Origin of the sequence: Bacillus sp. B19-2, assembly GCF_022832475.1 — a bacterium.
GTDB classification, from domain to species: domain Bacteria; phylum Bacillota; class Bacilli; order Bacillales; family Bacillaceae; genus Bacillus; species Bacillus paralicheniformis.
Genome location: NZ_JALHKQ010000002.1, coordinates 246,299 through 267,028, shown reverse-complemented (window position 1 = coordinate 267,028; position 20,730 = coordinate 246,299). Strand labels below are relative to the sequence as shown.

Here is a 20,730-nt window from a genome sequence, read left to right as displayed (position 1 = left end):
ACATCATGATTATTCAGATCATTGAGAAACATGTGCTATGCTCTCTCTGATTCCAATAAAAGGGAGGGATAGCCAGTGTCCATCACTCGGTATCCGCCGTAATTGTAAGCGCTTCCTATACAACGGCGGCATGAAAAAAGAAGAGGAGGAATTCATATGAAGAAATTAATCAGCATCATCTTTATCTTTGTATTAGGGGTTATCGGGTCTTTGACAGCGGCGGTTTCGGCAGAAGCAGCTTCTTCGTTAAGCTCGGGCAAAGTCAATCCGCTTGCCGATTTCAGCTTAAAAGGTTTCGCGACACTAAACGGCGGAACAACGGGCGGAGAAGGCGGTCAGACGGTAACCGTCACAACGGGAGATCAGCTGATTGCGGCATTAAAAAATAAGAATGCAAATACGCCTTTAAAAATTTATGTCAACGGCACCATTACAACTTCAAATACATCCGCATCAAAGATTGACGTCAAAGACGTGTCAAACGTATCGATTGTCGGGTCAGGGACCAAAGGCGAACTCAAAGGTATCGGCATCAAAATATGGCGCGCCAACAACATCATCATCCGCAACTTGAAAATTCACGAGGTCGCCTCAGGCGATAAAGACGCGATCGGCATTGAAGGCCCTTCTAAAAACATTTGGGTTGATCATAATGAGCTTTACCACAGCCTGAACGTTGACAAAGATTACTATGACGGATTATTTGACGTCAAAAGAGATGCGGAATATATTACATTCTCTTGGAACTATGTCCACGATGGGTGGAAATCCATGCTGATGGGCTCATCGGACAGCGACAATTACAACCGGACGATTACATTCCACCATAACTGGTTTGAGAATCTGAATTCGCGTGTGCCGTCATTCCGTTTCGGAGAGGGGCACATTTACAACAACTATTACAGCAACATCATTGAAAGCGGTATTAATTCAAGGATGGGCGCGCGCATCAAAATTGAGAACAATCTCTTTGAAAACGCCAAAGATCCGATTGTCTCTTGGTACAGCAGTTCACCGGGCTATTGGCATGTATCCAACAACAAATTTGTAAACTCTAGGGGCAGCATGCCGACTACCTCTACTACAACCTATAATCCGCCATACAGCTACTCACTCGACAATGTCGACAATGTAAAATCAATCGTCAAGCAAAATGCCGGAGTCGGCAAAGTCAATCCATAAACTTTGAGGAGAAACGTTCGGAGGCATTCCGAGCGTTTCACTCATTTCCATCCACATACGCTTTCCAAACCGTAGGCAGCAGATCAGAAAGTTCATGCGCGAGAAGCGTATGAGCCGATCTGGTCTTTGTCCATGCGTCCGCACATGCACCGTGCAAGTGGACAGCATTCAGCACCGCTTCTCTCGGATTCTCATGACAGCACAGCATCCCGAGAAGCATCCCGGTTAACGTATCTCCGGTTCCCCCCTTTGCCAGCGCCCCGTTTCCCGTTACATTCCTCCAGCACTCGCCGTCCGGGAAAGCAATGATCGTTTCATGGCCTTTCAAGACAAGAGTCACACCGTGTTCCTCTGCATAATCTCGAGCATAACCGGCCCGATTCGCCTCAATTTCTTGAATGGACAAGCCTGTCATTCTCGAAAATTCGCCCGGATGCGGCGTTAATATCACCGGCGCTTCCCTTTCTTGGTACGATCGTTTTGCAAGAGCACCCGCATCAAGGACAACCGGGCAGCCTTTTTCCAATACGTTCCGGACCGCTTGCTCAGTCACTTGCGAAGACGGCAGCCCCGGCCCGATCGCAATCGCCCGGTAAGGTTCGGTAATCTCGCCGGACGCCGCCTTTTCTAAGCCGTCCCGCCAATACGTCGCTTCAGGGAGAACGGGGACGATCAACGGAATGGCACTTCCGCACGTTCCGATGACAAGCTTTCCAAGACCGCTCCTCATCGCTCCGATTCCTGCAAGGAGAGCCGCTCCCGGCATGTCATCGCTTCCCGCGAGCAAAAGGCCGGTTCCATAAGTTCCTTTATGACTTCCATTCCCCCTTTTCGGCAATGAGCCCTTCACGCAGTCTTTCGTCCATATCGGCAATTGTTCTGCAGACATCCGGATCACACCTTTCAATACAAAGTTTAAACAAACGTTTAATTAAATACTAACTGAATCATACCCTTCACCGAACTTTAACATGCAAAATAAAAGCAGTTGATGAGCGGGCCATATAAAAAAGACAGCTTCGCGGCTTGAAGCTGTCTTTTGCGGTTTTCTACTAAGAAAGCCGGCCAACAGGCGCATCCAGACGATAAAGCCTTGAATAGCGCGGATTGTTTTCCAAAAGCTGCTGATGGCTCCCTGCCATTGCAAGCTTCCCTTTGTCTAAAAACAGAATCCGGTCGGCCGCTTCGGCTCCTGCCAAATGGTGTGTAATCCATAGAACCGTCTTTCCATCAAGCACTTGAAACATCGTTGATAGAAGCTCTTTCTCTGTTTTAGGATCAAGACCTATGGTCGGTTCATCCAATACAACGATTGGCGCATTCTGCAGCAGAATCCGCGCCAATGCAATCCGCTGACGTTCTCCGCCTGAAAAACGAATGCCCGTTTCCTGAACAGATGTATGATATCCTTCAGGAAGAGACTGAATATAATCGTGAAGCTTCACCTGGCGCGCCGCCCAATACACGTCCTCATCGCTCGCTTCAGGGTTCCCGAGCCTGATATTATTCAAAACTGTCGTATCAAACAGATGCGGCTGCTGATTAAAAACGGAGACTGCGCGTGAGATTTCTCCTTGAAGCGACTGCGCAGAAATGCCGTTCAATGTAATGTTTCCTTTAGAAGGAGCGAGCGCCCCTTGTATCAACGACAAGATCGTCGATTTACCAGCGCCGCTCGGCCCGAGCAAAGCGGTCTTTTCCCCCTGCTTTAATATAAATGAAACACCGTCCAACACCGGATGGCCTTCTTCATAAGAAAAAGAAACATCTTCAAAGCGAAGCGTGACATCGTCCAAACCTACGGCCTCCGCCCGTTCCTGCTGAACAGCGGCTCCAATTTCTTCCCTTTTCGCCGGCTCAAGCCCGTCCATTCTTTCTAAAGAATCCTGATACTCAGGGATTGACGCCGCTGCGTCTGAAAGCGGAAAGAAAGCTTCTGTCAAAGGAAACACAACAAGGACAAACGCCGCAATAAACACAGGAGCCAAGGCGCCTTCCGCGCTTTGTCCGCCCGCCCATATTAACATCAGAAGAACAAGCCCTGCCGCCAGGCATTGCATGGCAAAGTCCCTCCAACGACTGAAGCGCATCCGTTTCCTTTCGATCGCCAGCCATTCCTGTTCTGCCGCTTCATACGCATGCACGAAGTCGTTTTGCCGGCCGCTGAAAACCCAGTCGCCCACGCCCATGACCGCGTCTGTCAGCTGACGGTACAAGAGGCTTCGTCCTCTTTTCAGCGCAACATTTTTCGCCCTTGTCACAAGCAGGGAAACAAGCGGAACAAGAAACACGAAAACCGCTGCATAGATCGCGATCAGCCCTGCAAAAGGCCAAGAAAAAAAGCCGATAGCAGTGATGAATACGCCATATAAAAGAAGCGCCGACAGCCCGGGAAATACCGTTCTCAAATACATGTCCTGCAAATGCTCAACATCGTCGGCCAACATGCCGAGCATATCCCCCGTCCGGAAGCGTTCACGCCATTTTAAAGCTTGAGGTTCCAGCATCCTGTAAAGCCTGACGCGCATATCGGATAAAATTTTCAAGATGATATGGTGTCCGGTCAACCGCTCAACATAGCGCGACACCGAGCGCAGAATCCCGAAGGTGCGGACCGCTACGATCGGGACATAGATCATCAAAACATTTTCCGGACGCGTAGCCGCTTTGGATATTAAATAACCGGAGGTAAACATGAGAGCTGCAGCCGAGCATGTCGTCATCCCGCCAAGCAACACGACAATGATCAAAAGCCTTATATTTTTCTTGATATAGGGCAGAATCCACCCGTCTTCATTGTTCATGATGCACCTCCAAACGACTGCGCCTGCACGAGCTCGTAATAAACGCCCCGCTTTTCAATCAGTTCTTGATGTGTACCGGTTTCAGCCACCTGCCCATCCTTCAGCACGATGATTTCATCCATATCAAGCATCCAGTGAAGACGATGGGTTGCCAAAAAAACCAGCTTGTCTTCAAACAGTTTCAGCATCGTTTTTTTCAACTCGTATTCTGTTTCGATATCCAAGTGAGCGGTCGGCTCATCTAAAAGAAGAATCGGACGGTTGCCCAGGAAAGCCCGGGCAACGGCTGTGCGCTGCGCCTGTCCGCCGCTTAATGCCCTCCCGCCTTCACCGATCCGCTCCTCTAAGCCGGACTGAAGCTGATCAATCAGCTCCGTCAGCCCGGCGGCTCTTGCTGCCTGTTCAACTTCTTCGTCAGAAGCGCCGGGATGATAAAAACGGATATTGGCTCCGAGCGTATCCGGAAAGATATAGGGATGCTGCGGAATATACAGGAACTGATTTTGCCAGCTATCCGTCTGCAAATGCGTCCTCTCTTTTCCCCCGACTTTGATCACGCCGCTTTTCGTTTCCAAGAAACCGCCGAGCACATCGATAAGCGTAGATTTTCCGGCCCCGCTTTCCCCGATGATTCCGATTTTTTTCTTTCCTTTAAACGATAGAGAAATGCCGGATAAAGAGGAGTTTTCCTCCTCATCATGCTGCACCTCTACATGCTTGAACTCGATTTGATCGTCGTCTGACCATCGCTCAAGATCCAAAGGCTCCTCATCCTTGAAACCGGGCGACTCCAATATCGCCTTGATCGCTTTACCGGCTTCCCGGCCGTTCAATGTAGCATGATAGTCATTGCCCACTTCCCGGACAGGGAGAAAAAACTCAGGCGCAAGAATCAGAATGGCAAGCGCCGGCTCCAGCATGATGGTGCCGTCAACAAGACCGAGACCGAGAAAAACGGCTACGGTTGCCACGGACAGCATGGTGAAAAAATCAAGTGCAAACGAAGACAGAAAGGCAATTTTAAGCGTGCCCATCGTCGCCTTCCTGTACCGTTCGCTCACATGAAAAATATTCTTCGTATGTGAACGGCTCATGCCCAGCACTTTCAATGTTTCCAGGCCGCGCAAGGAATCAGTAAAATGATTTGAAAGCATCTCATACGTCTTCCACTGGCTGTCAGCTTTTCTTTTTGCCGCATAACCGAGCAGGATCATAAATGCGATTAAAATCGGCATCGTAATCATTAAGACTGCAGCGGAGGAAGTGTCTTTAAAAAAGACATAACAGACAACCGCCGGCGGTATAACGGCCATGCTGATCATTTTCGGCAAAAACAGCTCCAAATAGCGGCGAAACTGCGCAATTCCTTCCATCGCGAGTGTGACGACGTGACCTGTTCCTTCTTTTCTCGCCAGTCTGGGGCCGGATTGAAAAAGTTTCTCCAAAAACTTTTTCCTTAGGTCCGCCCCCGTCTTGGCGGCATAATCAAAAATCAGCCTTTGCCTGACAAGGGTCACGGCGTGGCGGAATAAAAAAGCGGCGGTAAATAAGATGATCAGCGGAACAAGCGAACCGACCCGCTCGCCGTTAAAAAGGCGGGTCACCGCTTCAGCAAGCCATTCGGCCTGCATGATAATAGCTGCGCCTTGCATGCATGTCAGTACGGTGAGTGCTGCAAGAATTCGCTTCATTCCTTTATATTGCAAAAGATCTTTTCCCATTAATAAATCATTGGCTCCTTACTGCTGACCCGTTTTCGAAAAACATAGTAGCTCCAGATCTGATAGCCCAGCACGAAAGGAAGCAGTGACAGCGCGACGATCGTCATCACTTTTAAAGAATAGTCTCCTGATGAAGCATTATAAACCGTTAAATCATATGCGCTTTTGACCGAGCTGATCATGACGCGCGGGAACAGCGCAGTGAAAATCGTCGCCACTGTGAGGGCGATCCCTGCCCCTGTCATAGCAAATGTCCAGCCGTCGCGTTTTTGTTTCATAAATACGATCGACAGCACATAGCAAACGACAATCAAAGCCGCAAGCGGTATCGTCACATGTCCCCTGCCCGTGAACAAGTCCGTTTCAAAAATGGATAAAGCAACAAAGGCAACAAGCGCCGCCAAAACGGCGAATACGACTTTTTTGGCCAGCTGTCTTGCCCGGTCGCGCAAGTCGTCTTCCGTTCTCAACGTAATAAAGATCAGACCGTGCAGCAGGCAGAGAAGCGTAACGGTGACTCCCCCTGTTACGGAATAAACGTTCACATAATCAGTAAAACCGGCGTGCAGATTCATATCGGCATCGATCGGCATGCCGCGCAAGATGCTGGTAAATAAAACACCGAACAAAAACGGGGGCAGGATGCTGCCGAAAAATACGACCCAATCCCATGTTTTCTTCCATTTTGCGGTTTCGACTTTTCCTCTAAATTCAAACGCGACCCCGCGGCCGATCAATGCAAGAAGAACAAAGACAAACGGAATGTAATATCCGCTGAACATCGTGGCATACCAGTTCGGAAAAGCCGCGAAAATCGCGCCTCCTCCAGTCAGCAGCCAGACTTCATTGGCATCCCAGAAAGGGCCGATCGTATTGATCATCACCCTCCGTTCAAGCTCGTTGCGTCCGAGAAACCGGGTCGCCATTCCGACGCCGAAATCAAAGCCTTCAAGAAAGAAAAAACCGATGAACAGCACAGCGACTAATATAAACCAAAGTTCATTAAGAGATACCATGGTAAACCTCCTGATCAAACGGGTCTGTCGATACGGAATCATCATGATGGTGGTCATGGTGTGCAGCCCCTTTTTTAATCTCCCGCACAAACAAGTAGACAAGAACGAGCGCCAGTACAAGATAAATCGCTGTAAACGCGATGACGGAGAACAGCAGCATTCCCGCTGATACGTTCGGCGACACGGACTGCGCCGTTGTCAAAATACCGAACACCGTCCACGGCTGGCGTCCGATTTCAGTCATGATCCACCCCGCCGTATTTGCAATGAATGGAAAGGCGATCAAAGCTACCATCGTCCGCAAAAACCATTTGCTTGTTTCAAGTCTTTTGCGGAAGCTGAGATAGAGGCCAGTCAAAGCGGCAACGATCATTAAAAGTCCTGAACCGGCCATGATTCTGAAACTCCAAAACGTCGTTTTCACCGGCGGAATATAATTTCCTTCTCCGTATTTTTCTTCATATTGCTTTTGCAGCGTCTTCATTCCTGGCACATCGCCGCTGAATTGTTTATAAGCCAAATAGCTGAGCGCATACGGGATGCTGAGCTCTGATTTGTTTTCCTGCTTGTCCGCGTCAATGTTCGCAAGCACCGTCCAAGCTGCCGGATCGCCGCTGTCATCCCAAAGCGCTTCGCTGGCAGCCATTTTCATCGGCTGGCTCTTCATCAGATGCTGAGCCTGCTCATGTCCGCTGAACGCTACGCCGATGCCGGAAACAAGCGCCACAATCATCGCGATTTGAAAGGATTTTTTAAAAAAGAGCACTTCCTGTTTTTTCAGCATTTTATACGCGCTGACACCGGCAATGAAAAACGCCCCGGTGGCAAGCGCACCGAAAATGACGTGCGGAAATTCAACCCATAGCTGCGGGTTTTTAATAATCGCAAAGAAATCGGTCATTTCCGCGCGGCCGTTTTTAATCGCGAATCCGACAGGCTCCTGCATAAACGAGTTGGCCGCTAAAATCCAAAACGCCGACATGATCGTTCCAAGCGAAACAAGCCAGATGGACAGCAAATGGATCTTCTTCGGAAGCCGGTCCCAGCCGAATATCCACAAACCGATAAACGTCGATTCCATAAAGAAAGCGAGCAGCGCTTCCACCGCGAGCGGAGCGCCGAATACATCACCGACAAAGCGGGAGTACTCCGACCAGTTCATTCCGAACTGAAATTCCTGTAAAATCCCGGTGACCACACCGACTGCAAAATTAATTAAAAATAAGTGCCCCCAAAATTTAGCCATCGTTCTGTAAATATCTTTTTTCTTTACGACATAAAGAGTTTCCATTAAAGCAACCATAAAGACAAGCCCGATTGACATCGGCACAAAAATAAAGTGAAAGATCGTTGTTGAAGCAAATTGAAATCTTGCCAAAATGAGTTCGTCCACTGTTCCAGTCTCCTCCTCTTTGTTCTAGCCGGACCCGTTGCCGAATGGGCATCACCCTTGCTCAAAGTTTCACATGGATTTTATGAATATGATCACAGACAAAAGGGTGACCTCAGCCCACATTGATGTTCTGTTATTATCCGGATGGTTATTTATACCTGTACTTTACCGCGAATTCCTTCTTAAATAAAGTACATATTCCCTAATTTATGGATGTCATTGTGACAATTATACGAAGAAATTATAGCTATTTTGTGACGCGGTGGTTAACAAGAACTAAATCTGAATGAGAAAAATGCCCCTCATTCCCGCGGAGCATTTCGTCATTCAACGGTTGCGATTCTCTGTGCAAAGCCTTGTGGGTCAAATGAATACCGTGATATGCAATCAAACAAATTTGGCGCTTTTCTTCAGTTTGAATACGCCTGAAGGAAAGTCCTGCTATTTTGTCCAATCTGTGAAATCTCCCTTCAGCCTTCTGCGCACGTCCTTCATCTATGCCTTCATGCAGCACCTGCTGACTGCACTGCGCATTTACCTGCTTGCTGCCGTATCCCTCCCTGTACAGCCATCTTTGAAACATCGCTCCCTCCGGCATTAACGAATTGATGGAATATTTATGACTTAAAAATAAACAATAACGATACCCTGTTTATTCTATGAAAATCGAACCATACATTTGTTCAAACAAAATACACAAAATATGTGAAATGCTTCACAATATCCTGCTATACTTAGGTTGTATTTATGATAGATACTTCTTAAGTAAACACTTGATGGTGGTGGAAAACATGGAATCAAAATCACTTGTTCTAGTCGAAGAGCTTGCCTTAAAAAAGCAAAGCATCTTTATGCAAAGCCCGCTTCGTTATCTTTTACGGGCTATGCTGGCCAGTATGTTTATCGGGTTCGGCGTCATTGTAGCATTTAAAACGGGGAATCTCTTTTATGTTGAACATTCTCCGTTCACATATCCAATTGCAGCAATCACGTTCGGGGGCGCCATTATTCTAATCGTCTATGGCGGAGGAGATTTATTTACGGGAAATACATTTTATTATACATTGGCTGCGCTTCGTAAAAAAATGCGTTGGCCCACTGTTATCAAGCTGTGGATGTTCAGCTATGCAGGAAATTTAATGGGCGCCGTGTTTTTCGCAGGCCTCATCTTTGCGACCGGTTTATTTAAAGATTCTTCTTCCACCGGCTTTATTCTTAGCGTGGCGGAGCATAAAATGAATACGCCGATGACCGAATTGTTTTTCAAAGCGATTTTGTGTAACTGGCTTGTCTGCCTTGCGTTCTTTGTTCCAATGGCGCAAAAAGGAGACGGAGCGAAAATGTTCTCTATGATGCTGTTTGTTTTTACTTTCTTTATTTCCGGTTATGAACACAGCATCGCGAACATGGCCACTTTTGCCGTCTCCCTGGTGACCGAGCATCCGGATACGATTTCGATTGCAGGCGCAATCCATAACTTGATTCCGGTAACCCTCGGGAACCTGATCGGAGGCGCGTTCATGATGGGCTTCATGTACCACTATGCAAACAAGCCGGGCGGTGAAGAAATCATCAAATAAAAGGATCGTCCATTTTTAAAGGATTCTAAATATGCAGGTTCCCTTCATAAAATCGTGGTAACTTTAAAAATGGAGGTTCAGCAGATGCAAAATTTTCATTCGCTTTGCCAGCAGTTTGGACATATTTTAAATGGGGAGCCGCACATTGAACACGATGTCTGTTCTGTCGGCATCAAACGAAATTTGCGCATCACGATTCAAGGAAGACCAAGCCGGGGAGTCGGCATGGAAGAAGTCATGTTCGAGTCGCTCGATCAAAACGGAATCGCCTTAAATATGGCCGAAGTCGCAATTTTGCCTGAAGAAGTTCCGCAGTTTACAAAAAAGCTTGTCGATCAAGGCATCATCATCAGCGCTCTCCACAATCATTGGATTTTTACAAAACCGAATATTTTATATATTCATTTTCAATCTGTAGAACCGCCGTTAACATTCGCAAGAAAAACAGCTGCCGCTTTATCCGTATTGCGATAAAGCAGCAGCTGTTTTCTTTATCCGTTCATTTTTCCCATTTCTGAAAGTGCGACCCTTTCGACTGCTTTGGCCACAATTTCGTGAACGTCAGGATTCAGCGGATCAGGCACGAGATCGCCTTGTTTTGTGCAGGATGCAATCGCTTCGGCGGCCGCGACCAGCATCGGGTGGCTGATCGATTCCGCTCCGGCATTTAACACGCCCCTGAAAATACCGGGGAACCCCAGCACATTGTTGACAGACCGTCCATCCGCAGCGTAGGCTGCCCCGGCCTCGAGCGCATCCTCAGGCTCAATCTCCGGCTTCGGATTGGACAGAGCCAAAATCACCTGGCCTTCCCGAACCCATTTCTTATTGATCAATCCCGGAACGCCGGTTGTCGCGACGATGATATCGCAGCTTTCCATCAATTCTTCGATGCTTTCAGCCGCATGGCCGCCATAGTTCTCTAAACGCGCCATCGCCTCAAGCGATTTATCCGTTCCGACGACACGTTTTACCCCATATGCCATAAACATTCTGCAGATCGCGACCCCCGCCGCGCCCAGGCCGATTTGGCCGACATGGGCCTGCTTCAGATCGACCCCTGCACTCTTGGCGGCTGAAATGGCGGCCGCCAGCGTCACCACCGCAGTACCGTGCTGGTCGTCATGCATAACCGGAATATTCAGGTCGTTTTTCAGGCGCTCTTCGATTTCAAAACAATGCGGTGAACCGATGTCTTCAAGCAAAATACCGCTAAATCCGGGCGCGATGTTTTTTACCGTCCGCACGATTTCGTCAGGATCATTCGTATCAAGCAGAATCGGAATTCCGCTGATGTCCGCAAGCTGGTCAAAAAGTGCGGCCTTCCCTTCCATAACAGGCATTCCCGCCACAGGCCCAATGTCTCCCAAGCCAAGGATGGCCGTGCCGTCCGTGACAATTGCAACCGAATTGCCGATGCCAGTATAGATATTCGCTTTTTGCGGCTCTTCTTTAATAAGCTCGCACACATTCGCGACACCCGGCGTATACACCCGCCGCAGATCAGCGAGCGAGCGAATCGGCATCTTGCTTTTCATGCGGATTTTGCCGCCTTCATGTGCAGCCAGCACGTCATCGGAAACGGTATGAAGATGGATGCCTTCTTTTAAGTTGCGGATCACTTCAAGAATCTCGGTAAGCTGTTCTTCATGCTCAACTTGAACCGTAATGTTCCGCATCGTATAATTCGGCCCCACCTTGATCGTTTCAACCTCTCCGATATCACCGCCGGCAAGTCCGATCGCCGTTGTCACCTTTCCAAGGTTTCCGGGTGCTGAAGGGATTTCCAGCATCAAATTCCGAATAATATTGTTGCCATTCATAACAGAATACCTCCATCAATTGTTTTAAAATCGGCTACTGAACCGGCGAGTCTTTTTTATCGGTGTACCAAATAAATTTACCTGTGTATCCGTACAAAATCGCAAGGCCGATTGAAACGAAGCTCAGCCACATGAACGGCAGATAAGAGAAGGTTGACACGCCGAGAATCCCCGCCATATATATGCCGTTGTCTGACCACGGCACCATGCCCGACGTCATCGTACCGCCGACTTCCGCGTTTCTGGACAGCACCCTCCGGTCAATTCCGAGCTTGTCATAGCTTTTCTCCATAATTTTCGGTGTTAAAATGAGCGAGACGTACATCGCGCAGCCGAACACATTCGCCAGGAAAGCGACGATAATCGTCGAGAATGTGACGTTGCCGGCAGAAGTCAGCTTTTGCTGGAACTTGGAGACAATCACTTTTAAAACGCCTAAGTGCTCCAAGAGGCCGCCAAAGCCCAGACCTAGAATGATAACGACGACCGAACCGAGCATGCCTTGAATTCCACCGCGGTTTAAGAGCTCGTCCATAAATTTGATCCCGGTGTCGATGGAAAAGCCGTTGTATGCTGTGCCAAGTGCATCCGCAAAGTTCATGCCTTGGAAGACCGCAGCCCAGATCGCGCCCAAAAGTGCGCCGATCGCGATCGTCGGTACAGACGGCTTTCTCATCGCCAAAAGAACGATGACGATAATAGCCGGAACAAGCATCCAAATATGAATATCAAACGTGTTTTGCAAAGAAGTTTTCAAAAATTCGACTTTCTGTAAATCGACATTTTTACTACCGTAAATAAATCCGGTAATGGTGAACAACACCGCCGTGATCAAATAAGCTGGAACCGACAAATACAACATCGCTCTGACATGGGTAATCACTTCGACCTTTGAAAGGGATGACGCAAGCACTGTACTATCAGAAAGCGGTGATAATTTATCTCCGAAATAGGCTCCGGACAGCACGGCTCCGGCTACAAGCGGAAGCGGTAGCCCCAGCCCTTCACCGATTGCCATCATGGCGATCCCGGCCGTTCCTACAGTACCCCAAGATGTACCTGTGGCCACAGAGGTGATCGAACAAATAATGAGCGTGGCAAGCAGGAATATGCTCGGGTGGATAAACTCAAGCCCGTAATAAATCAAAGTCGGCACAACACCGCCGGCTATCCATGTGCCGATCAGCGCGCCGACGGCAATCAGGATCAATATCGCTTCGAGTCCGTTTGAAATTCCGTTTGTAATCGATTTTTGCAAATCTTCATACCGATGCCCCAGACGCAGACCGAGCAAAATCACTAAAAACCATGAAATAAACAATGCCAGCTGAATCGGCAGATCAAATTTGACTGTAAATGAACAAACTATCGCTAAAAATGCACCTAATACACAAATGATTTCCAACATTGATGGTAACCGTGCTGTTTTCAACCTAAATCCCCCTTATTATTGAAACGCTTTCAAAATAAACTACATAAAAATAGCAATCTGCTTCAATTTTTTCTTAAAAATTTAACTAACAACGAACAGTATACCATGAAAAAGGCTAATGCGGTACCACTTCACCGCTGTTATCCTTTCTCTTCATAAAGTTATTGAAGGAAAGCGAAAACACTCTGTGTTTCTATCCCGGTAAAATGCTTCAGAGTGTTTTCGCGTACTGTTTTTTCCAGCTTAATCCCGATTTAAAAGTTCAGCCCCGGCAATCCCCGGTTTTGTCATTTCATAAGGATTCAAAATCAGATCAAGCTCTTCTTCTGTCAACACATCGTTTTGAAGACAGAGATCGCGGACGGATTGCCCTGTTAAAATCGCTTCTCTTGCAATTCTTGCAGCTGCTTCGTAGCCAAGATGCGGGTTGACCGCAGTAATGACGCCTGCGCTTTTTTCTACATATGCCTTTAAGCGTTTTTCATTCGCTTCGATTCCTGCTACACAGTGATCGGTAAACGAACGGAATCCGTTGTTCATGATGCTGATGGATTGCAGGAGATTAAAGACTAGCACAGGCTCCATCACATTCAGTTCGAGCTGTCCGGCTTCAGAAGCAAGACAAATCGTATTGTCGTTTCCGATCACTTGGAATGCGATTTGGTTGATCAGCTCGGCCATAACCGGATTGACTTTCCCCGGCATGATGGATGAACCCGGCTGCCTTGCCGGAAGAGAAATCTCGGCAAGTCCTGCGCGCGGACCTGATGCCATCAACCGAAGGTCGTTGGCGATTTTCGACATGTTCATCATGCACACTTTTAATGCAGCTGAAACTTCTGTATAAGCGTCCGTATTTTGCGTCGCATCCACCAGATGGTCAGCGCCGACAAGCGGAAGACCGCTGATTTCAGCCAAGTGCTTGACGACATTTTCGATATAGCGCGGATCCGCGTTCAATCCCGTTCCAACCGCGGTAGCTCCCATATTGACTTCATACAGATGCTGGCGCGACTGTTTAATCCGTTTGATGTCGCGTTCGATCACGCGGCTGTAGGCTTCAAATTCCTGCCCAAGGCGGATCGGCACGGCGTCTTGAAGATGTGTGCGGCCCATTTTAATGACGTGGTCAAAGTCGCGCGCTTTTTTCTTAAACGCGTCAAGCATGTATTCCATTGTGTCCAGCAGCTTTTCCAGCTGCTTGAGCGTTGAAATGTGAATCGCCGTCGGGAATACGTCGTTTGTCGATTGAGACATGTTGACGTGCGTATTCGGACTCAGATGAATATATTCGCCTTTCTTGTGGCCGAGCAGTTCAAGGGCACGGTTTCCGATGACTTCGTTCGCGTTCATATTCATTGAAGTGCCTGCGCCGCCTTGAATCGGATCAACGATGAATTGATCGTGCAGCTTTCCTTCAAGGATCTCATCAGCGGCTTGGACAATGGCATCTCCAAGGCCTTTATAAAGACGTTTTGTCTCCATGTTGGCAAGCGCGGCCGCTTTTTTCACCACTGCCAGCGCCTTGATCATTTCTTCGTGGATTTTATATCCTGTAATCGGAAAGTTCTCCGCTGCCCGCAATGTCTGAATACCGTAGTAGACATCGGCCGGAATCTTCTTTTCTCCGAGAAAATCCTTTTCCGTCCGGTATGTCATTTCAGCTTTCATTTTTTAACCCTGCTTTCTTTTTTTAAATGATGATATCGTCTGCAATTGGCGTTTCCATAATCTTTTTGACTTCAGCTTGTTGTCCGGTTTTTCCTAGTGCCCACATCAGCTTCGGAACGATCGCTTCGGTGTTCATATTCCTCGAGCGGATGATGGCATCCTGGTTCACCTTGCGGCCGACCTCGTAAATGCTCATATCCTCTCCTTCTTCAAGGCATTGCGTCGTAATCGCTACGACTACTCCGGAATCGATCAGCTCGTTCACTTTTTCTAAAATGTTTCTTTTCTCAAAAGGAATGCCGCCGCTTCCGTAGCTCTCAATCACAATACCTTTATATGAACCTTTCAGACAATCAAAAAACTCAGGCTTTAATCCGGGATGAAGCTTCACCAGGCAAACATCGGTATTTAAGGAGGTATCGAGTTTCAAAGCGCCTGGCTTCACTTCGGGAATCCGTTTGTTATACTCGATCTCCTTGTCATGAATGAAAGCAACGTAAGGATAATTGATGCTTTCAAATGCATCGTAGCTTTTCGTTCTTAATTTGATCGCTCTCGTGCCTAAAATGACGCGGCCGTCAAAGACGACGTAAACTCCGCCGATACCGTCGCACGCGAAGCGGACCGCATCTTTAATATTTTTTTTCGCGTCCGTTTTTTTAAATGTAATCGGAACTTGGGAACCCGTAATCGCAACAGGCTTATCAATATTCTGCAGCATGTATGAAAGCGCCGCCGAGGTGTAGGCCATCGTATCGGTTCCGTGCGTGATCACAAATCCGTCATAGCGGCTGTAATTCTCATATACAGCCTCAGCCATCATCACCCAATGTTCAGGCTGCATGTTGGTGCTGTCTATATCCATTAAAGATTGGCAATCTATCGTATAATGAGAATGGTCATCAGATAAATAGTTGAGAAGCTCTTCCGCTTTAACCCCCGGAGCCAGTCCGTTTTCGCCTTCTACTGAAGCGATGGTCCCGCCGGTGGTCAACAGCAGTAACTTTTTCATGTGCTACACCTCTTTAAGAAGTAGTTTTATACAGTATAAAGCAAGATCTATTTTAGCAAAGAAGGCTTGATACATCAGGAATGTATACGCTTTATGCGTACCTTCAATGCAATTATAGTCCTCAAATGTGAAATAATCAAGAAACTTTATTCATTTCGCGTACACTTTTGCTGATAATGTGCTATAATCACTGTGTATTAAAAGGAGCGTAAGATATGAATTTAGATCGATTAACAACACTGAGAAAAAATAAAAAATGGTCATTGCAATATACTGCCGACCGCCTCGGTATTGCGAAAAGCACTTACGCGGGCTATGAATCGGGCTACCGCCGCCCTTCTTTAGAGGCGCTTATCGAAATCGCTGATTTATTCAATACTTCCACCGATTTTTTGCTTGGCAGAGTTGACGATCCCCGGGATGAAACGGCTAAAAACGAAGCCATTGAACTGACGGAGTGGGATAAGCTCAAGCTGGTAGTTGACGGGACGCTTCTTTCCGAAGAAGAAATCAAGCAGATGGTCGCGTTTATCAAGGTCAAAAAAGAGCTGGATGCGGGGTAAAATGACAGCGGTTAACCGCATGCTGCAAGTATTATAAAAAGAAAAAACTTGACTGGCTAAAAAGGCCAATCAAGTTTTTTTCTTTTATTGATGTAAAAATTTAACGCAAACCGCTTCAGGAGCAGGAACTCCGGACTGCAAAAGCGTCAGCCGGCCCGTTGTCCGGTCTCTTTCAAACAATGTCAATGTCCCTGTTTCCTGATTAGAAGCGATTAAAAATTGCTCTGAAGGATCAATCTCAAAGTCGCGCGGCCATTCCCCTTCAGTTGATACGTGTTCAACCAGGGAAAGTTCGCCCGAATACTCGTTGATGCTGAAGACGGCGATGCTGTCGTGTCCGCGGTTTGAAGCGTATACAAATTTGCCGTCTTTAGTGATGTGGATGGCGCCGCCTTGGCTCGCACCGTCAAAGCCTTCCGGCAATGCCGAAATGACTTGAATCTCCCTGAATTCACCCAAATCGGGGTTGTATTCCAACACGATGACTTCATTGCTCAGCTCCGTTAATACATACGCATACTTTTCCTGCGGATGGAACTCGATATGTCTCGGCCCTGAGCCCGGTGCAACAGCGTGTTTTTTTACGGTTTCAAGCCGGTCCTCTTTCAATTGATACGTGATGATTTGATCCGTTCCGAGATCGACGGCCACTGCATACTTCTCACCAGGTGTGAAACCGGAATAATGAGTATGCGCTTTTTCCTGTCTTTCATGCGGTCCTGATCCCTGATGCTGCACTTTTGCTGAAGGCTCAAGCAAGCCGCGGCTTTCATTTAAAGGGTATGCCATGATCGTCCCGCTGTGGTAATTGGCGGACAGAACATAACGGTTATTCTGATCGACGCTGACGTGGCAAGGTGACGGTCCTTCTCCTGCCTGCTGATTGACGAAAGTCAGCTCTCCTGTGGAACCGTCAACACGGTATGCGGCAACCCCGCCTTTATCGCCGTCTTTGACCACCGCATAGAGCATTTCATTGTCTTTGGCGATATTCAAATATGTCGGACTGCCCAGCTTTGCTGCCGGCTTCGGCGTGCTTAACGCCTTTTTTTCCGTATCAAGCTCAAATGTATAAATCCCTTCGCTGTCTGCTTTTGTATATGTTCCGATATAACCTCTGTACTTCGGCATCTTGATCCTCTCCTTTCAGATACGGTCATTCCTATTTTAACTCACTGAAGCCCAATTAGCATGAGATGGTGTGTAAAAAATCCGAAACCCCATGTTCCTTCGCATCATCTGTCCTGTTATGACGAAGGCTTGCAAAAAACAATCGAGCTGTACAGCCTATAAATTTACAAAATTTCGAAACTTTCCATTCTTTTATCCGTAGTAAAACAGAAGCCATATACATAAGGAGGGTCTTCATATGATCATTTTTATCCTCGGAATTATCGTCCTGCTGATGGTTTTTCATTCCTCGCGCGGGTCCGCCAGCGGAGGAGGCTCCTACGGAGACGGAGGTTCTTCTTCCTTCTTCTACGGCGGCTCTGACGGAGGCGGCGATTCATGCGGAGGAGATGGAGGCGGCGGGGACTGCGGCGGAGGCGGCGGAGATTGATAACCGGACGGCTCCCTTTTTCAGCAATTTTTCAAGCCTTTCCCATCCGCAGCAGCGGCTGCAAATCGCGTTTTTGCAGCTGACATGCTGTTTTTTCACTTCATTCATCTTCTAAAATTCTTCCACCATTCATACCGTAGAAAAACCGCCGTTCACTAAAGCATCTGTTTAAGCAGACAGCAGATTGGGAAAGATGTAAAGACAACAAGATACTTACTCTAAAACCGATTCAAAAGTCACAAAAAATTCTTTTTAAGACATAACATGTAAAACTTTGCGCCCTTATGTTCGATATTAAAAGAAGAAATAGATGACGAGGAGGTTTTATTCCGTATGATCATTTTACTGGTTTTGTTCGCTCTGCTGATCCTGTATTCGTTCTTCTTTGATAAAAGAAACAACAGATCCTATCAAAAGCCGGATCATCATAACATGACGATCCGTAAGACTGCTGCACCGCCTGTCTTTTTAAAGGTGATTGATTCTGCTCCGGAACAGGCGCCGGCCCGGCAGTCTGCTGAAACGATTCGCCCGAATCTTCAGCTGATCATGGGGAAAGGCAAACAACACCCCAAAAAATAAGAAAAAGCGGCCATTGTAAAGAAGCCGCTTTTTCTGATTACCTGTTATGTTCCACCATCCGGCCAAACGCGGCGGGTGACATCCCCGGCGAGATGCGGACGCGGTGGAGCGCATACATCCCCTGCTCCCTAGATGCCGCTCCCGGTTCTGTCGTGACAGCCATTTGATAGCCTGCCTGATTTGCCAGTTTCAGCGTATCTTCATTATAGCGCCCGACCGGATAACTCAGCATGACCGTATTTTGGCTGAACATGCGATCAAACAGCGCTTTGGAACGCGTCATTTCATCGAGCTGCTGTCCCGGTGCCAGTCCGTTCAATTCAACGTGATGAATGGTATGGCTTTGAATTGAAATTCCGTTTCGCCTCATTTCACTCATTTGTTTCTCTGTCAAATGGTTCTTTCCGCCCACCGATTTGCCAATCATGAATACGGTCGCCTTCTGACCATATTCTTTCAGGATCGGAAAGGCTTTCGTAAAGTTATCAGTATAACCGTCATCAAACGTAATCAACACACATTTTTCACTAGGCATTTTATCTTGAGTTAAGACAATATAGGCTTCTTCAGGTGTCAGTGTGTAATAGCCGTTATCCTTCAGCCATTTCATATGTCCGCGGAACTCCGCCTCCGGTACGCGCAGGCTGTTTCCTGAAGAAATGCTGTGATACATGAGAATCGGAATGCGGGCGGGGCTTTTCACTTTGATCCACTTGGATGATAATTCATGTGCCGCCTGCTGTTTTGATTGTTTTGCCGCGGTTTGATCCGTATTTGGTTCTGTTTTTTCCTCTCCTTTTGTTTCATGACCGGAACACCCGTACAGCATTCCCATCAACATAAACAGCAAAATGAACAGTTTCGTTTTTTTCACAAGTATTCCCGCTTTCTATCTATTGAATCCTTTTTAATATCGGTGCGGAACGGGCATTTTTCACCGTTCCTGCTTTGATGATTTAGAGCCAAGCTTCACGCAGTATGCTGATCCCTTCTTCAATTTCCGCTTCAGAAAGACCCCCAAATCCCGCCATGACGATGGAAGAGCTGCTTTCATGAGGCTGAATCCAGAAATCTGATACCGGATAAACTTTCACACCGAGTTTTTCCGCTTGATGTATGAGGTCTTGCGCATGTCGGCCCGTCTTCATCAAAATATGGAGCCCCGCTTTTTCGCCGATGATTTCCACGTCATTTCCGAAATGCGTTTTAATGGCAGATATTAATGTTTTGTGCTTTTCTTGATAGACTTTTTTCATTTTACGGATGTGCCTTTCGAAAAAACCTTCTTTCATAAATAAAAACATCGCTTTTTGAATGATGGGGGAAGCAGACTGGCTGTAGCGGCCAAGCTTTTCTTGAAATTCATCCGCCAGCTTTGAAGGCAGAACGATATAACTCAATCTCGCTCCCGGAAGAAATGACTTTGAAAAAGTCCCTAAATAAATGACATTTTCTTTTTTATCAAGCGCTTTTAAAGATGGAATAGGCCTGCCCTGATAGCGGAATTCGCTGTCATAGTCGTCTTCGATAATATAGGCCTTCTCACGGCTTGCCCATTCAAGCAATTTCAGCCTCTTTTGTATCGGCAGAACCATTCCATACGGAAACTGATGTGACGGCGTAATATAAACGAGTTTGGCCCGGCTTGCAGCAAGCTGAGACAAATTGATCCCATCCGGCTCCAGACCAATCGGCTGAATATCACATCCATGGTTAAGGAAAACGGAACGCACACCATCATATCCCGGATTTTCCGCCGCAACCAATCGGCCGTTCATTGAGAGCAGCTGGCAAAGAAGTCCGACTGCATACTGCGTACCGGAACAGATCACAATTTGCTCAGGTGCACAGCGGACACCTCTTGCCTGAAACAAATATTTCGCCAATTCCGTACGAAGACCGAAATCGCCTTTATGATGACCATACAGTAATAATTCATGATCTTCACTGTCCAATGCATTTTGCAGACAACGCCTCCATGTTTTGAACGGAAAATGGCTTAAATCGATATCACCATATTTAAAATCATACATTGCCGCTGTAGCTTGTCCTGTTTCTTTGGATGCCCGGTTGGTATGAACCTTCAATTGACCAGGCGGCATCAGTGTTTTCTCCAAGGGAAGCACTTTGATGCCGATCCTTGGCTTGCTTTCTGTATAGCCTTCTGCAGTGAGCTGCTGATAGGCGCTTTCAACTGTATTTTTGCTTAGGTGCAAATGTTCGCATAAATAGCGGATCGGCGGCAAAAGAGATCCCGCGGGGATGCCGCCGGTCTCTATTTCTTTTTTGATATAGTCGTAAAGCTGTATATACAGAGGCGTTTTAAGCTGTTTATTGAGTAAAGGAGTTAATTCTATCATTTTCTGACCTCATCAAGTTTTCTATGATTG

The 20,730-nt window shown here is 47.2% G+C and carries 19 protein-coding genes; 6 read left to right on the top strand and 13 right to left on the bottom strand.

Annotated elements, in window-relative coordinates; all coding sequences use genetic code 11:
* Positions 1 to 156 precede the first annotated feature (156 nt).
* Positions 157 to 1,182: a pectate lyase family protein gene (locus MST20_RS08510; protein WP_243941531.1), complete on the top strand. Its 1,026-nt coding sequence runs from the start codon at positions 157 to 159 to the stop codon at positions 1,180 to 1,182.
* Positions 1,183 to 1,219: 37 nt separating this feature from the next.
* Here MST20_RS08510 and MST20_RS08505 read toward each other — a convergent pair whose 3' ends face one another.
* The 6 genes from MST20_RS08505 to MST20_RS08480 all read right to left on the bottom strand — a co-directional run bounded on the left by MST20_RS08505 (position 1,220) and on the right by MST20_RS08480 (position 8,699).
* Positions 1,220 to 2,071 (bottom strand): NAD(P)H-hydrate dehydratase, encoded by an 852-nt coding sequence (locus MST20_RS08505; RefSeq protein WP_243941529.1) that lies wholly within the window; start codon positions 2,069 to 2,071, stop codon positions 1,220 to 1,222.
* A gap of 163 nt (positions 2,072 to 2,234) precedes the next feature.
* Positions 2,235 to 3,986, bottom strand: coding sequence for a thiol reductant ABC exporter subunit CydC (gene cydC, locus MST20_RS08500; protein WP_243941527.1), 1,752 nt, complete (start codon positions 3,984 to 3,986; stop codon positions 2,235 to 2,237).
* Positions 3,983 to 5,707, bottom strand: a complete 1,725-nt coding sequence (cydD, locus tag MST20_RS08495) for a thiol reductant ABC exporter subunit CydD (protein ID WP_243941525.1) — start codon at positions 5,705 to 5,707, stop codon at positions 3,983 to 3,985. The genes cydC and cydD overlap by 4 nt, the downstream gene beginning before the upstream one ends.
* Positions 5,707 to 6,723 (bottom strand): cytochrome d ubiquinol oxidase subunit II, encoded by a 1,017-nt coding sequence (cydB, locus tag MST20_RS08490; RefSeq protein ID WP_231005483.1) that lies wholly within the window; start codon positions 6,721 to 6,723, stop codon positions 5,707 to 5,709. The genes cydD and cydB overlap by 1 nt, the downstream gene beginning before the upstream one ends.
* Entirely contained in the window at positions 6,710 to 8,116 is a 1,407-nt protein-coding gene (locus MST20_RS08485) for a cytochrome ubiquinol oxidase subunit I (RefSeq protein ID WP_243941523.1), read from the bottom strand. Before MST20_RS08485 ends, cydB begins: the two co-directional genes overlap by 14 nt.
* Positions 8,117 to 8,363: 247 nt before the next feature.
* Positions 8,364 to 8,699 (bottom strand): hypothetical protein, encoded by a 336-nt coding sequence (locus tag MST20_RS08480; protein ID WP_243941521.1) that lies wholly within the window; start codon positions 8,697 to 8,699, stop codon positions 8,364 to 8,366.
* A gap of 208 nt (positions 8,700 to 8,907) precedes the next feature.
* Here MST20_RS08480 and MST20_RS08475 point away from each other — a divergent pair, with 208 nt between their 5' ends.
* Both MST20_RS08475 and MST20_RS08470 read left to right on the top strand, forming a co-directional pair.
* Positions 8,908 to 9,696, top strand: a complete 789-nt coding sequence (locus MST20_RS08475) for a formate/nitrite transporter family protein (protein ID WP_243941519.1) — start codon at positions 8,908 to 8,910, stop codon at positions 9,694 to 9,696.
* A gap of 84 nt (positions 9,697 to 9,780) precedes the next feature.
* On the top strand, positions 9,781 to 10,170 hold the full coding sequence (locus MST20_RS08470; RefSeq protein ID WP_243941517.1) for a DUF1259 domain-containing protein: 390 nt from the start codon (positions 9,781 to 9,783) through the stop codon (positions 10,168 to 10,170).
* Positions 10,171 to 10,187: 17 nt separating this feature from the next.
* Here the strand turns inward: MST20_RS08470 and MST20_RS08465 are convergent, their stop codons facing one another.
* From MST20_RS08465 to MST20_RS08450, 4 genes are all read right to left on the bottom strand, one after another.
* Positions 10,188 to 11,519, bottom strand: a complete 1,332-nt coding sequence (locus MST20_RS08465) for an NAD-dependent malic enzyme (RefSeq protein ID WP_075751660.1) — start codon at positions 11,517 to 11,519, stop codon at positions 10,188 to 10,190.
* 34 nt (positions 11,520 to 11,553) lie between these two features.
* Complete coding sequence (gene nhaC / locus MST20_RS08460; protein WP_243941515.1) at positions 11,554 to 12,951, bottom strand: Na+/H+ antiporter NhaC; 1,398 nt, start codon at positions 12,949 to 12,951, stop codon at positions 11,554 to 11,556.
* Positions 12,952 to 13,194: 243 nt separating this feature from the next.
* Complete coding sequence (gene aspA, locus MST20_RS08455) at positions 13,195 to 14,622, bottom strand: aspartate ammonia-lyase (protein ID WP_065644384.1); 1,428 nt, start codon at positions 14,620 to 14,622, stop codon at positions 13,195 to 13,197.
* Between the two features lie 22 nt (positions 14,623 to 14,644).
* Complete coding sequence (locus MST20_RS08450) at positions 14,645 to 15,634, bottom strand: asparaginase (protein ID WP_065644383.1); 990 nt, start codon at positions 15,632 to 15,634, stop codon at positions 14,645 to 14,647.
* 215 nt (positions 15,635 to 15,849) lie between these two features.
* On the opposite strand from MST20_RS08450, the gene MST20_RS08445 reads away from it, so the two are divergent.
* A complete protein-coding gene (locus MST20_RS08445; protein WP_243941513.1) occupies positions 15,850 to 16,197 on the top strand; it encodes a helix-turn-helix domain-containing protein in 348 nt (115 codons plus the stop codon).
* Positions 16,198 to 16,281: 84 nt separating this feature from the next.
* Here the strand turns inward: MST20_RS08445 and MST20_RS08440 are convergent, their stop codons facing one another.
* Entirely contained in the window at positions 16,282 to 17,328 is a 1,047-nt protein-coding gene (locus MST20_RS08440; RefSeq protein WP_243941511.1) for a lactonase family protein, read from the bottom strand.
* A 238-nt stretch (positions 17,329 to 17,566) separates the two neighbouring features.
* On the opposite strand from MST20_RS08440, the gene MST20_RS08435 reads away from it, so the two are divergent.
* Both MST20_RS08435 and MST20_RS08430 read left to right on the top strand, forming a co-directional pair.
* On the top strand, positions 17,567 to 17,758 hold the full coding sequence (locus tag MST20_RS08435) for a hypothetical protein (protein ID WP_243941509.1): 192 nt from the start codon (positions 17,567 to 17,569) through the stop codon (positions 17,756 to 17,758).
* Positions 17,759 to 18,091: 333 nt separating this feature from the next.
* Positions 18,092 to 18,340, top strand: coding sequence for a hypothetical protein (locus tag MST20_RS08430; protein ID WP_243941507.1), 249 nt, complete (start codon positions 18,092 to 18,094; stop codon positions 18,338 to 18,340).
* A 37-nt stretch (positions 18,341 to 18,377) separates the two neighbouring features.
* Here MST20_RS08430 and MST20_RS08425 read toward each other — a convergent pair whose 3' ends face one another.
* Together MST20_RS08425 and pdxR are read right to left on the bottom strand one after the other, a co-directional pair.
* On the bottom strand, positions 18,378 to 19,214 hold the full coding sequence (locus MST20_RS08425; protein WP_243941505.1) for a polysaccharide deacetylase family protein: 837 nt from the start codon (positions 19,212 to 19,214) through the stop codon (positions 18,378 to 18,380).
* A gap of 82 nt (positions 19,215 to 19,296) precedes the next feature.
* Positions 19,297 to 20,700: a MocR-like pyridoxine biosynthesis transcription factor PdxR gene (gene pdxR / locus MST20_RS08420; protein ID WP_243941503.1), complete on the bottom strand. Its 1,404-nt coding sequence runs from the start codon at positions 20,698 to 20,700 to the stop codon at positions 19,297 to 19,299.
* Positions 20,701 to 20,730: the final 30 nt, after the last annotated feature.